This window comes from Gordonia sp. C13 (genome assembly GCF_023218005.1).
GTDB lineage: Bacteria > Actinomycetota > Actinomycetes > Mycobacteriales > Mycobacteriaceae > Gordonia > Gordonia namibiensis.
Genome location: NZ_JALPSY010000021.1, coordinates 38011 through 50683, shown reverse-complemented (window position 1 = coordinate 50683; position 12673 = coordinate 38011). Strand labels below are relative to the sequence as shown.

At 69.2% G+C, this 12673-nt stretch carries 12 protein-coding genes; 4 read left to right on the top strand and 8 right to left on the bottom strand.

Features of this window, described 5'->3' with window-relative positions; genetic code table 11:
* Nucleotides 1-19: 19 nt before the first annotated feature.
* The 4 genes from M1L58_RS16165 to M1L58_RS16150 are packed head-to-tail and all read right to left on the bottom strand — an operon-like array spanning nt 20 to nt 2142.
* Complete coding sequence (locus M1L58_RS16165) at nt 20-268, bottom strand: MoaD/ThiS family protein (RefSeq protein ID WP_248659665.1); 249 nt, start codon at nt 266-268, stop codon at nt 20-22.
* Nucleotides 269-279: 11 nt separating this feature from the next.
* The gene (gene moaA, locus M1L58_RS16160; RefSeq protein WP_248659664.1) at nt 280-1368 is read right to left on the bottom strand and encodes a GTP 3',8-cyclase MoaA; all 1089 of its coding nucleotides are present in this window, start codon (nt 1366-1368) and stop codon (nt 280-282) included.
* 13 nt (nt 1369-1381) lie between these two features.
* Nucleotides 1382-1927: a flavin reductase family protein gene (locus tag M1L58_RS16155; RefSeq protein ID WP_248659663.1), complete on the bottom strand. Its 546-nt coding sequence runs from the start codon at nt 1925-1927 to the stop codon at nt 1382-1384.
* A 5-nt stretch (nt 1928-1932) separates the two neighbouring features.
* Nucleotides 1933-2142, bottom strand: a complete 210-nt coding sequence (locus tag M1L58_RS16150; protein WP_040536876.1) for a hypothetical protein — start codon at nt 2140-2142, stop codon at nt 1933-1935.
* Between the two features lie 241 nt (nt 2143-2383).
* On the opposite strand from M1L58_RS16150, the gene M1L58_RS16145 reads away from it, so the two are divergent.
* On the top strand, nt 2384-2797 hold the full coding sequence (locus M1L58_RS16145) for a cold-shock protein (protein WP_006868171.1): 414 nt from the start codon (nt 2384-2386) through the stop codon (nt 2795-2797).
* Between the two features lie 39 nt (nt 2798-2836).
* On the opposite strand, the gene M1L58_RS16140 is transcribed toward M1L58_RS16145, so the two are convergent.
* Together M1L58_RS16140 and M1L58_RS16135 are read right to left on the bottom strand one after the other, a co-directional pair.
* Nucleotides 2837-3370, bottom strand: coding sequence for a DUF2771 family protein (locus M1L58_RS16140; protein ID WP_154883082.1), 534 nt, complete (start codon nt 3368-3370; stop codon nt 2837-2839).
* Nucleotides 3367-5184, bottom strand: a complete 1818-nt coding sequence (locus tag M1L58_RS16135) for an MFS transporter (RefSeq protein WP_248659662.1) — start codon at nt 5182-5184, stop codon at nt 3367-3369. The genes M1L58_RS16140 and M1L58_RS16135 overlap by 4 nt, the downstream gene beginning before the upstream one ends.
* 236 nt (nt 5185-5420) lie before the next feature.
* Between M1L58_RS16135 and M1L58_RS16130 the strand changes: the two genes are divergently transcribed.
* Nucleotides 5421-6209, top strand: coding sequence for a DUF3027 domain-containing protein (locus M1L58_RS16130; RefSeq protein ID WP_154883084.1), 789 nt, complete (start codon nt 5421-5423; stop codon nt 6207-6209).
* A gap of 17 nt (nt 6210-6226) precedes the next feature.
* The gene (locus tag M1L58_RS16125; protein WP_248659661.1) at nt 6227-9016 is read left to right on the top strand and encodes a sacsin N-terminal ATP-binding-like domain-containing protein; all 2790 of its coding nucleotides are present in this window, start codon (nt 6227-6229) and stop codon (nt 9014-9016) included.
* An 885-nt stretch (nt 9017-9901) separates the two neighbouring features.
* Here the strand turns inward: M1L58_RS16125 and M1L58_RS16120 are convergent.
* On the bottom strand, nt 9902-10480 hold the full coding sequence (locus tag M1L58_RS16120; protein WP_248659660.1) for a TetR/AcrR family transcriptional regulator: 579 nt from the start codon (nt 10478-10480) through the stop codon (nt 9902-9904).
* A gap of 109 nt (nt 10481-10589) precedes the next feature.
* Between M1L58_RS16120 and M1L58_RS16115 the strand changes: the two genes are divergently transcribed.
* Nucleotides 10590-11729 (top strand): acyl-CoA dehydrogenase family protein, encoded by a 1140-nt coding sequence (locus M1L58_RS16115; protein WP_248659659.1) that lies wholly within the window; start codon nt 10590-10592, stop codon nt 11727-11729.
* A gap of 126 nt (nt 11730-11855) precedes the next feature.
* Here M1L58_RS16115 and M1L58_RS16110 read toward each other — a convergent pair whose 3' ends face one another.
* Entirely contained in the window at nt 11856-12578 is a 723-nt protein-coding gene (locus tag M1L58_RS16110) for a hemerythrin domain-containing protein (protein WP_248659658.1), read from the bottom strand.
* Nucleotides 12579-12673 lie beyond the last annotated feature (95 nt).

Here is a 12673-nt window from a genome sequence, read left to right as displayed (position 1 = left end):
TCACACGGTGGTTGTGGTGTCAGCCACCGGCGAACGGGGGAAGGACGTCGAGTGTCGAGCAGGTGCCGAGCTGGAGTGAACGGTCAGTGAAGGCGATCTCGTCGCGGAGATAAGAGCAGCGCTCCAGTACCTTTGCGAGTTCGGCGTTGCCGGCAGACAGCGTCGACTCGAGGTGGGCGAGGGTGGTCGCGGGGTCGATGTCGACGACACGCGACTCGGTACCGGCGGCGGCGCGAGCAGCGGCGAAGAAGCGGACGGTGAGGTTCATCGGGGCCGAGCCTATCCGCCGATGGCGGACATCGGCCGCGTCGGCTGGACGAAGCCGGCGGCGTTCACCTCGTGTCCAGGAGCCTTCTGCCACATGTCGGTGCGCCACAGCGCGGCGACGGCGGCGTCGACCTCGTCGTCGGGCAGCGTGCGCAGCACGGCGCGCAGATCGGTCTCCGACGAGGCGAACAGGCAGTTGCGCAGTGACCCGTCGGCGGTGAGCCGGGTGCGGTCGCAGTCACCGCAGAACGGACGGGTGACCGAGGCGATCACGCCGACCTTCGCCGGGCCCCGCGACGTCCGATGGCCGTCGACGATCCAGGTGGCTGCCGGGGCGCTGCCGCGCGGTGCGGGATCGGGCAGCAGATCGAACCGTGTGCGCAGCGTCGCGAGGATCTCGTCGGCGGTCACCATCCGGGTCCGCTGCCAGGCGTGGTCGGCGTCGAGGGGCATCTGTTCGATGATGCGCAGCTCGTAGCCGTGTTCCAGGCAGTAGGCGAGCAGGTCCGGGATCGCGTCGAGGTCGGCACGGTCGGGGATCACGGCGTTGACCTTGACCGGGTCGAGACCCGCGCGCTTGGCGGCGGCGAGACTGGCCAGCACGTCGTCGAGCCGGTCGCGCCGGGTGATCTCGGCGAATCGTTCGCGGTCGATGGTGTCGAGGGAGATGTTGATGCGGTTCAGTCCGGCGGCGACGAGGCCGTCGATCCGCCGGGTGAGACCCAGCCCGTTGGTGGTCATCGCTATCTCGGGCCGTTGGGGCAGGGCGGACACGGCGCCGATGACCTGCTCGAGGTCGCGACGCAGCAGGGGCTCACCGCCGGTGAAGCGGATGCGTTCGATCCCCAGGTCCCGGACCGCGACCGTCAGCACGCGGATCAGCTCGTCGGCGCTCAGCACCGCGTCGTTGGGCATCCAGTCGAGTCCCTCGGCCGGCATGCAGTAGGTGCAGCGCAGATTGCACCGGTCGGTCACCGAGACCCGCAGGTCTTTCGCCACCCGCCCGAACGTGTCGCGCAGCGGCCCGCGTGTGGGCACGTCGGATGGCGCCCCGGCCGTCATCGACCGTGGCGTGGGGATCCCGAGTCCTACCGTGCTCACGCTGTCCTGCGGATCACGTGGCGTTCGGGTCCTTGCGGGCCTCGAGAGCTCGGAAGGTGCTGGCATGGAACACGAGCGGCTCGACCGTGGGGTCGGCGCGCAAGGTGTTGATCTCCAGCAGCACGACGGTGTGATCACCGGCCTGGATCTCGTTGTGAATGGTGCACGACAGATGGGCGGCAGCGTCGGGGACGAAGACCGCCCCGGCGTCGGTGCGCAGCGGCGTGATGCCGTCGAACCGTCGCTCCGACGGACCGGCGAGTTGCTTGCAGACATCGGTCTGGTCGCCGGCGAAGACGCTCACGCCGATGGCCGGTGCGGTACGGATCTGCGGCCACGTCGTCGACGTGTTCTGGACGCAGACCGATACCAGTGGAGGCTCGAGAGAGACGGTGGTGAAGGAGCTCGCCGCCATTCCGATCAGCGTGGTCGAATCTCCCTCACCCTGAAGGCAACACACCGCGACGACGCCGCTGGGGAAGCAGCTGAACGCTGCCCGGAGGGCCTTGGCGTCGGAGACGGGGGCAAGTTCTGGGGAGGTGTCGATGGTCGCGGTCACGGTCCTCACCTGGCTCGGCGTCCGGCACGGAGTGCGTACACCAGGCCGAGGAGGAAACCCAGCGGTGCGCACATGGTCAACAGGTAGACGAAGGTCGGTGCGGTGTCGCCGTCGGTGACGAGCGGGGTCACGAACAGGGCCACGAGGGCGATGAGTCCGATCGCGAAGATCACCATGGCTGCCTGCAGCAACCGCGGGGACGTCGTCTTCTGCATGTCGTCCACGGTAATGCACACTCCGGGAGCGCGACGCCGCGCGAGGGGCTGACCGGTAGGGCGGAGGTAATGGTGTGACCGCGGGGTGGGGTGTTGGCTACCATGGGGCGCAGCAGGCGCCTTGCATCCGTCTGGGCCCATACGGACTTTCCGCCGTGGGTCGTGTGATGGGTGACGGCGTCTTTTGTTGTGACAGGCAGATCAGCTAGAGATCTACGACGTACAGATGAGGGTGAGCACAGTGCCGACCGGCAAGGTGAAGTGGTACGACGCGGACAAGGGCTTCGGCTTCCTCGCTCAGGAGAGCGGTGAGGACGTCTACGTCCGTTCGTCCGCCCTGCCCGACGGGGTGGAGGCCCTCAAGCCGGGGCAGCGCGTGGAGTTCGGCATGGCTGCCGGTCGCCGCGGGCCGCAGGCACTGAGCGTCAAGGTTCTCGATCCCGCGCCGAGCGTGTCGAAGAACGTGCGCGAGGCCGCCCGCAAGGAGACCAAGCGCCACACCCCCGACGAGCTGCACGGCATGGTCGCCGATCTGATCACCTTGCTCGAGGGCAAGGTGCAGCCGGATCTGCGCAAGGGACGTTACCCCGACCGCAAGACCGCGCAGCGGATCTCCGAGGTCGTTCGCGCGGTCGCTCGCGAACTCGAGAGCTGAGCTCCGTTCGTCGAGCACTGAGCCCGACGCCGCGCGGCGTCAGCCCAGGTACTGCAGGAACTTCTCCGGCGCGGTCTGCGCTGCGAGCACGCCGCGCGGGATGATCTCATCGTTTGGTGTCAGCCGGGCCGACGCCGGGTAGACGGTGACGCCCAGCAGGACGTATTCGGGTGCCGTCTTCAGCGTTACCGTGTAGGTCTCACCGGACGCCTGGGGCTGCTCGTCCTCGACGAGTCCCTTCGGCGTCCAATAGACGGCCGCGAGGTTCCACGGGCCCTTCGCGATGTCGCCGGAGACCGACAGCATCACCGTGTCGCCGACCGCCACCGGAACCCGGGGAGCCTCGCGCTGCGACGTGCCGAGTGGCGGGTCGCATTCGTCGAGCATCAGGTCGCACCACCGCACCGGCTCGACGGTGTAGAGGTTCTTGCCGACGGCGATGTGGAGGTACGGCCGGTCGTCGTGCGAGGAGTTGCGGGTCAGCAGGAACACCGAGACGCCGACGACTGCGACGAACGCCACCACGACGATCGCGATGATCGAAAGAGCTTTCTTCTCACCACTGCTGATCACGGTCGGCGATGTCCTGTCTGGTCGGGGGCGGGGCGGTCTCCGGGTGCCCGGTCACCGGAGTTCGGGAACGGTGCCGTCGACGGCATCCGTGTGGTCGTCGGCCGCTGGGTATGCGCCCGGGTGGGTGCCGATCCCGGGCCGGTGCGGGGTGCAGCGTCCGAGCCGGCGGCCCGGAATGCGACCGTCGGTGCGGCGTGGTCGGGGCGCCGACCGCCCAGGCCCGGCACCAGCGACGATCCACGGGTCGTCATCACGGTCTGGACCAGGCCCAGCCCGAGCAGCACGGCGACGACGGTGAAGCCGATCCACAGGGTCGGGGGCAGCAGCACACCGAGCGAGGCGCCGAAGACCCACGACAGCTGCAGGACCGTCTCCGAACGACCGAAGGCCGACGCGCGCGATTCGTCGGGCAGATCGTCCTGGATCGACGAGTCGAGGCACACCTTGCCGATCGCGCTGGTGCCCGAGGCGACCAGGGCGGCGACCGCCGCGAAGAGGATGTTGCCGAAGATCGCCGCGAGGACCGCGACGGCGAAGCAGGCTGCGGTGGCCCAGACGATGATGCCGGGCGGGTTCTTCAGCTCCAGCCGGGTGCCGACGCCGTTGCCGAGCATGTTGCCGATACCGGCCGCGGCACCGACCGCGCCGAGCAGCAGCAGCTGCGTCCAGTCCGACGCGTCGCCCTGCTGCGCCTTGGCGTAGAAGGCCACGAACAGCGTCAGGAAGCCGGTGAGGATGCGGATGGTGCCGTTGCCCCACAAGCCGGCCACGACCGTGCGGCCGAGCGGCTGACGCATCTTGGCGGCGAGCATCTTGGCGCCCTCGCGGGCACTGGTCGGCTCGTGTTCGGGCACGCTCGAGCGGGCGGGTTCGCCGTGATAGGTCAGGGTCGTGGGGATCTCGCCCTCGGTCGACTCGACCCACGACGGGATACGCATGCACAGGTAGGCGCCGGCCGCGGCGACGACCGCCAGCCACACCATCGCCCCCGGCAGATGCAGCGGCAGCAGTTTGCCGAGCAGCATCTCGATCAGCGCGGCCACCGCGCCGCCGACGATCGTGCCGCCGATCAAACCGAAGGTGGTCAGGCGGGAGTTCACCCGCGGCAGGTCGATGGTCGGGGGCACCACACGCGGGGTGACCGCCGATTTGAGCACGCCGAAGGATTTCGACAGCACCAGCAGGCCCAACGCACACGGATAGAGCACCCACGGGTCGTACTCGAGTTGCTGCGTGACGTCGTTCCACTGGACGTTCGCCATGATCAGCAGCGCGAGGATCACGCGCAGACCGAAGGTCGCGGCCATCGCGATCCGACGACCGCGCTGGAGCCGGTCGAGCAGCGGACCGATCAGGGGAGCGATGAGCGCGAACGGCGCGATCGTCAGCGCCAGGTACAGCGCGACGTTGGTCTTGGATTCACCCGTCGCGGCCGCGAAGAACAGGGTGTTGGCCAGCGCGACGGCCATTGCGGCGTCGGCGGCGAAGTTCGCGATCACCGGCAGGGTGAGCGCGGTGAGGCCGGACTGGTCGGCGCCGTCGGCGGTCGCGGCCCGATGGATCTTGCCGATGCCCTTGCCCGTCAGTTCCCGGCTGCGCATCGCGGCGACACGCATCACGGTGAGCTTCTTGGGCGTTCGCGGGCCGTGGTCGGCGGGCATCGCGCGGGTCGCGGACTCGTCGTACTGCGGCTGACCGCGGTCGTCGAGCGGCGGCAGATGGGGATTGTGGGTGGGCGGGGGCAGGTAGGCGTTGCGGCCGGGACCCGGCCCGGGCGGCGGCCCCCAGCCCGGTGCGGGCCGGCGGCCGCGCATCTGACGGGTCTCGTCGGCCGGGTAGTTGGCCGACCCGGGGTGCTGCGCGGCGCGGCGGCCGCGATCGTCTGTCGGCGGTCGAGGATGTTGGCTCGCCGGACCCCTGGGGGCCCCGCGCCCATCGTCGTGTCGGGAACTCCGTGGGATCACGCCCACGATTGTTCCTCATCTCGGGCCGGTGCCGCTTGAACCGGGGCGTTGTGTGGCACACGTCGGCGATATTGCACACTGGATGCGTGACTGACGTAAGTGAGGGCGGACGACTGCTGGCGGCCGTCGACATCGCACGAGCCGCGCTGGTCGACGAAGGACAGCAGCCCGGCGCGCATCGGCGCAGCGTCGCCGAGGGCGAGTGGGCCGCTGCACATTACTTCGACGCCGAGCTCGCAGGCTATCGCGGATGGCAGTGGTGCGTCGTGCTGGCCGGGTCCCCGGGCAGCGACGAGATCACCCTCAGTGAGGTCGTGTTGCTGCCGGGTGAGGGCTCGCTGCTCGCCCCGCCGTGGGTGCCGTGGGCCGAGCGTGTCGCCTCCGGTGACCTCGCGCCCGGCGATCTGCTGGCAGCCGAGCCCGACGATCCCCGTCTGGTCCCCAACCAGATCGACACCGGCGACGAGTTCCGCTTCGACTCCGAGTCCGAGGACCCCGACGAGATCGGTCAGATCGCCGGCGAGATCGGCCTCGGCCGACGCCGGCTGCTGAGCCGCGACGGTCGCGCCGACGCCGCGCAGCGCTGGTACGACGGCGATTTCGGACCGTCGTCGGAGATGGCGCAGGCAGCTCCGTTCACGTGCTGGACCTGCGGTTTCTACGTGCCCCTCGCGGGTGCGCTGCGCGCCGGATTCGGTGTCTGCGCAAACGAATACGCGGCCGACGGCCGGGTGGTCTCCGCCGAGTACGGCTGCGGCGCACACTCCGATGTCCAGGCGCCCAAGGGTGAGGGTTCACCCGCATATGACGCCTACGACGATGGCGCCCTCGAGGTCGTCTCGGTCACCCGAGACGCCGAACCGGCCCGCTCCTGAACGACACCCCACCGCCGATGAGCGCCGATCCGTTCGGCCCAGACCCGTTCGACACCGCCGCTCTGCGGTCGTCGACGCTCGCCGCCTGGATGGCCTCGCCGACCCGTCTCGCCGAGGATGCCGCCGCCGAGTCTGATCTGGTGACGGTCGGATACCGCGACCGGTTGCTCACCGAACTCGCCGCCAATGCCGCCGACGCCGCAGCCGCGGCGGGGATCGCGGGGGAGCTCGCGGTGTGGGTCTCCGACGGCGAGCTGCATGTCGCGAACACCGGTGAGCCGCTGAGCGTCGAGGGTGTTCGCTCGCTCGCGGCGCTGCGCGTGTCGGCCAAGGCGCCCACCGACGGTCAGATCGGCCGATTCGGCGTCGGGTTCACCGCCACGGCGACGGTCGCCGACCGCGTCGAGATCCGTTCGCGCACCGGGTCGGTCGTCTTCGACCGCGCCGCCACCGTGGAAGCTGTTCGGTACGCCGGTCTCCCGGGTGACGCCGTCCCGGTTCTGCGACTCGTGTGGCCGTCGGAGGTCGGGCCCGCCAACGGGTTCGACACCGAGGTGGTCCTGAGTCTCCGGGAGCCGGCGGGTCCGCTGATCGAGGCGATGCTCGCGCAAGCACCCGATCTGGTTGTGGAACTCGCCGCGTTGCAGCGGATCACCGTCGACGGTGTGGAGGTCTCGGTCGAGCGGTCCACCGGGCCCGCGGTCGAAGACGATCAGGCCTCCTCTGCGATCGTCACCGTGTCCGTGGAGAACGGTGCCGGCTCGGCGTCGACTCGGCGCTGGTTGGAGGTGACCCGCGGCGGGACGCGCTGGCTCGTCGACGCAGACAACGGTCGCGCACCCGAGCACGATGTGCTGCGCGCTCCCACGCCCACCGACATCGAACTGAGCCTGCCGTGTCGGTGCATCACCGACCTCGTGCTCACCCCGGACCGTCGACACCTACATCCGGGAGCCGAGATCGGCGATGCCGCAGCCGGTTACGTCGACCTGTTGCTCCTGGTCGACCCGGCTCGTCGGTTACAGCTCGTACCGGAGCTTCACCTTGCGCGAAATCGTGATGATGCCAGGCTGATCGAGGCCGTACGCGTGCAACTTCGCGACACCGCGTGGCTGCCGGGCGCGGACGGCGAGCCGTTGCTGCCGTCGCGGGCCGTGGTCGTGATCGGGTTGACCGATCGCCTGGCGGAGATGTTGTCCGAACACTTCGCGGATCTCGTCCACCCCGATATCTCTCTCGCCCAGTATCTTCCGGCGCTGGGCCGACTGGGGGTCGAGGAACTCGGGTTGGCGGGGCTGGCCGAGCGACTCGGCGGACTACAGCACGAGCCGTCGCGGTGGCACGACCTGTACGAGGCGCTCGCGCCGCTCGTGTCGACGGGACGCGAGGTCGAGGAACTGGGTGCGCTGCCGATCCCGCGGTCTGACGGGCGGATGTCGGTCGGGGTGCGTGGCCTGTTCGTGAGTGACCGCATCGCCACGCCGATGCGCTGGATTCCCACCGTCCATCCCGAGGCCCGCCATTCGCTCTTGGAACGTCTGGGCGTGCAGGAACTCTCGGTCACCGACGCACTGGCCGACCCGGCGTTGCGGGTGTTGGTCGAGGACGTCGACCTCGACTCTGCTGTGGACGATGACTTGGCCGGCGACGACGGGTTGGCCGCCGAGATCTGTGCAGTCCTGCGCGCCGATCCGGATGCGGCCGTGCCGCCGTGGCTGGCCACCCTGCCGCTGCTCGACACCGACGGCGAGTTCCGTCCCGCGGACGAACTCCTGCTCCCCGACAGTCCGCTGCTGGGTGTCCTCGTCGACGACCATCCGTTCGGCGTCGTCGATGCCGAAGTCGTATCCGAGTGTGGCGCAGACGAGTTGCGGCGTCTGGGTGTCGGGTGGGGTTTCCTCACGGTGGTCGACGAACTGCCGGTCGGACCCGACCACGACCTCCCCGACGAGGAGGACTGGTGGGACACGCTGCTCGACGCACCCGAAAGGCTCACGGCGGTCCGCGATCTCGATCTGATCGACGACCGGTCCTGGCCCGAGGCGCTGACCATGATGGCGACCGACGAGGCCATCGCACCGCTGCTCGCCGACCGCGACGGGTACACCGCCTGGTGGTTGCGACGGCACGCCGAGGTGGACGGATTGCTGCTGGGGGAGTACCGCGCCCCGTCGGACGAGATCCTCGCCGGGATCATCGACCCGCTCGACCATCCGCATGCCGATGCACTGGTCGGCGCTCTCGCACGCCTCGAGCCCGACACCGCCGACGACGCGGCGCTGCTGCTGACCCGTCTCGGCGACCCCGACCGGGACATCACGGCGGGCGCCGCGGTGACGGTGCACGCCGCCGTGGTCGTGGCGTGCCGTCGCGGGGGCATCGATCCGGCGGATGTCGAGGTCCCCGAACGGGTCCGGACGATCGCCGGCACCGTCACCGATCGTGCCGTGGTCGTCGACCAGCCGTGGTTCCTACAGGCTCTGTCGGATGGGGAGACAGTCCTCGCCGGACCGACAGTGACCGCGGCCGACGCCGAGACTCTCGCGACACTGCTCGACCTGCCGCTCGCGTCCGAGGAGTACACCGCAACCGTCCGCGACCCCGGTGACGCTGCGACCTGGGCCCACCCCGAAGCGGTGCGGTTCGGCGCCGAACGCGGGGTCGAGGTACCGCGCGGACAGGTGCGGTTGCACGACGAGCTGTGGATCAGCCTGCGAGACGCCGATTCTCAGCGCGAGGCCCGAGTGCGGTGGTGGGTCGAGGACGGGGTCACGCACCTCGAACGCCGCGCGGCCCCAGAATCCTGAGGACGGACCGAAGTCGCGCGCGTTAGCGACGAGCCACGACCCTTTGCTCCCTGAGGTGCGAGGGGGGTGCGACGAGCCACGGCCGCTTGCTCCCTGAGGTGCGAGGAGCGTTAGCAAACAAGCCGCGACCCTTTGCTCCCTGAGGTGCGAGGAGCGTTAGCAAACAAGCTGCGACCACTTGCTCCCTGAGGTGCGAGGAGCGTCAGCGACGAGCCTCGAAGGGCTGGCGACAATTCAACGCTCCGCACCAACCGCGGGCATTCTTTTCCAGAGCAGTCTGATTCACGCGAGAACTCGTCCTCCTGAGTACCCGCCGAGGGCAATGTGCCCTCGAACCACACTGAGGGGGACGACTTTTCGTGTCGGTTCGGGAGCTCGTCTCACCAGGCCTTCGTGGCTCGTCGCTTGCGCTCCTCACACCTCAGGCAGCGGCCGTGGGGAGCGCACCCGTCACCTCAGCCTGCGGCGATGGGGGAGCGCACCCGTCGCCTCAGGCAGCGGCGATAGCGACGAGCCCCACCCTTTGCTCCCTGAGGTGCGAGGAGCGTTAGCGACGAGCCACGAAGGGCTGGCGACAATTCAATGCTCCGCACCAACCGCGGCGTTCCCTTCCTGAGCAGTCTGGTTCACGCGAGAACTCGTCCCCCTGAGCGCCCGCCGAGGGCAATGTGCCCTCGAACCACACTGAGGGGGACGACTTTTCGTGTCGGTGCGGGAGCTCGTCCCACCAGGCCTTCGTGGCTCGTCGCTTGCGCTCCTCACACCTCAGGCAGCGGTCATGGGGGAGCGCGCGTCACCTCAGGCAGCGGCGATGGGGAGCGCCCATCACGTCAGGCGGCGAGAGATCACGACGCACCCGTTGATAAGGTCGCAGCTGCGTGAAACCTACCCCGCGTCGATCCCCGCGGTGAGGATGCTCGCGAGTTGGCGGTAGGCGGCGGCGTCGTCGAGGCCGGTGGCGGCCCAGACCTCGCGCCGTTGGATGCGGCTCATCATCGATGCGGCGAGGTCGGCGGCGAAGGCCGCGTCGACGTTGCGGAAGTCCCCGGCGGCGACACCGTCGGCGATCAGCTTCTGGACGCGCGTCGCGGCTGCGGCGGTGTTGAGTTCGTAGAGCGAGCGGGTGGGGGTGAAGGCGTCGAGGTCGCGCATGAACGCCTCGGACGCCGGTGTCAACGCCTCGCCGACGGCGACCAGGTAGGCGATGACGCGCTCGCGGGGAGTCTCCGACGCCTCGACCCTCGCCTCGACCTGCTCGGTCGCAGTGCGGAAGAAGTGGGTGACGGTCGCGGTGACCAGCTGTTCCTTGCTCGCCGCCAGGGTGTAGAGCGTCGACTTGGAGCAGCGCAGCTCGGCGGCGAGGTCGGCGATCGACAGGTGGGCGAAACCGTCGCGCAGGATCAGTTCGAGCAGGGCGTCGAACAGGGCGGCACGACGCCGCGTCGCGAACCCCTCGCGTGGCATAGGACTCCTCACCGATCACGTCAGCTGTACTCACCGCTGCCGAAATAGTACTGTGAAAAAGACTTGAGTACTAGTTCAGTTACCTGAACTCTTCTACCTGGAGGTACCGATGCCGGTCGACCGCTTGCTCCCCAACGACGAGGCTCGCGACCTGATCGCCCTGGTCCGCGACATCGCCGACAAGAGGATGGCGCCGATCGCCAGCGAGTACGAGAAGGAGCGGAAGTACCCGGAGGGCTTGTTCGCCGAACTCGGCGAGGCCGGCCTGCTCGGCCTGCCGTACCCGACCGAGTGGGACGGCGGCGGGCAGTCGTATGAGGTCTACCTGCAGGTGCTCGAAGAGCTCGGTGCACGGTGGGCGTCGGTCGCGGTGGCCGTCAGCGTCCACGGCCTCGCCTGCCACCCGCTGTTCAACTTCGGTACCGAGGAGCAGAAGCAGCGCTGGCTCCCGGACCTGTTGAACGGCAAGCTGATCGGCGCGTACAGCCTGAGCGAACCGCAGGCCGGGTCCGATGCCGCTGCGCTCGCGTGCCGCGCGACCCCGACCGAGGGCGGTTACACGATGACCGGCTCCAAGGCGTGGATCACCCATGGCGGCATCGCCGACGTCTACAACGTCTTCGCGCGTACCGGCGAGGGCTCGAAGGGTATCTCCTGCCTCTTCGTCCCCCGCGACACCGAGGGTCTGACGTTCGGCAAGCCCGAGGACAAGATGGGTCTGCACGCGGTCCCGACCACCGGCGCGTCGTACGACAACGCCTTCATCGACGAGGATCGCCGTCTCGGCGCCGAGGGCCAGGGTCTGCAGATCGCCTTCTCCGCACTGGATTCCGGGCGCCTCGGCATCGCCGCGGTCGCGACCGGTCTGGCGCAGGCCGCTCTCGACGCGGCCGTCGACTACGCCCAGGAGCGAGCCGCGTTCGGCCGCAAGATCATCGACCACCAGGGTCTGTCGTTCGTGCTCGCCGACATGGCCGCTGCCGTCGACTCGGCACGTGCCACCTACCTCGACGCGGCGCGTCGACGTGATGCGGGCATGGAGTACTCGCGGGCCGCGGCGACCGCGAAGCTCGTCGCGACCGACGCAGCCATGAAGGTCACCACCGACGCGGTGCAGGTCTTCGGCGGCTACGGCTACACCCGCGACTTCCCGGTCGAGCGCTACATGCGCGAGGCCAAGATCACGCAGATCTTCGAGGGGACCAACCAGATCCAGCGTCTCGTGATCGGGCGCGCGCTCGCGAAGTGACGTCTCGGCGGAACCCGGGCCCGCTGCAGAATCGCGACCTCCGCTCAGGGGCGCGGTTCCCGGCCTGCGCTCCTGAGACGAGGTGGCGATCCTGCGGGTGGCCGGGACCGCCCGGCAAGCACGCGCTCATCGGTTCAGGTAGTAGAACGCGCGGCCGTCGAGTCGGCGGAAACGCGGCCCGCCGAGCTTGATGAGCAGCTTGAGGATTCCGGGCAGGCGGGCGAAGACGACTGCGCGGTCGGCGTCGGACAGGCCCTTGACCATCATCGGGCTCATCTTCAGCATCTCGCCCAGACCCGACTGCTTGGCCATCTTGGCCTCGAAGTCCTCCCAGTCGCGCATGGTCATCCGACGCTGGACGATGGCGACCGCCTCGGTCTCCTCGTGGGCGAGGTGATCGCCGAGGATCGGCTGGGCGCGGACGAGGGCGTCGGTCAGCTGGGCGCGGCTCTGCTCGTTCGGGTGCGCGGCCATCGCCGTGAAACCGGCCGTGCACTCCTCCAGGATCGGGTCGATCAGATCATGCTCGGCGTCCATCGCCTCGAGCACTCGCTTCTCGGTCGCGTCGCAGCGTTCCTCGAGCAGCGGCCACAGTTCCAGATCCTCCCCGTTGTGGTGGTGGTGCAGGGCCGTGGCGAACATCGTCCACCGGTCGGCGAGGGCGCGCCAGGTTCCGGGGTCCTCGAGTTTGGTGCGCGGGACGGCTGCGGCGAAGTCGGCGAGGTCGCGCCGGAACGCGTGGTGGAGGACGTACATCATGAACGGGTCGAGCGGCCCCTCGGGAGCGGCGGCCTGACCGGGGAGGCGGAGCTGGATCGGGAACGCGGTGGCGGCGGGATGGGTCGTCATCGGGTGGGTCCTCATCTTCAAGGTCGTGGTCGGGCTGTCGACGACCACTGTCGGTCTGACCTCTTGCAGCGGACTTGAGGACGGCTTGCGAATCG

Bases quoted from the DNA above. Each gene is read 5' to 3' on its own strand.
- M1L58_RS16165 (WP_248659665.1), bottom strand. From the start codon at position 268: ATGAACCTCACCGTCCGCTTCTTCGCCGCTGCTCGCGCCGCCGCCGGT.
- M1L58_RS16150 (WP_040536876.1), bottom strand. From the start codon at position 2,142: ATGCAGAAGACGACGTCCCCGCGGTTGCTGCAGGCAGCCATGGTGATC.
- M1L58_RS16135 (WP_248659662.1), bottom strand. From the start codon at position 5,184: ATGCGCGGCCGCCGGCCCGCACCGGGCTGGGGGCCGCCGCCCGGGCCG.
- M1L58_RS16125 (WP_248659661.1), top strand. From the start codon at position 6,227: ATGAGCGCCGATCCGTTCGGCCCAGACCCGTTCGACACCGCCGCTCTG.
- M1L58_RS16120 (WP_248659660.1), bottom strand. From the start codon at position 10,480: ATGCCACGCGAGGGGTTCGCGACGCGGCGTCGTGCCGCCCTGTTCGAC.
- M1L58_RS16115 (WP_248659659.1), top strand. From the start codon at position 10,590: ATGCCGGTCGACCGCTTGCTCCCCAACGACGAGGCTCGCGACCTGATC.
- M1L58_RS16110 (WP_248659658.1), bottom strand. From the start codon at position 12,578: ATGACGACCCATCCCGCCGCCACCGCGTTCCCGATCCAGCTCCGCCTC.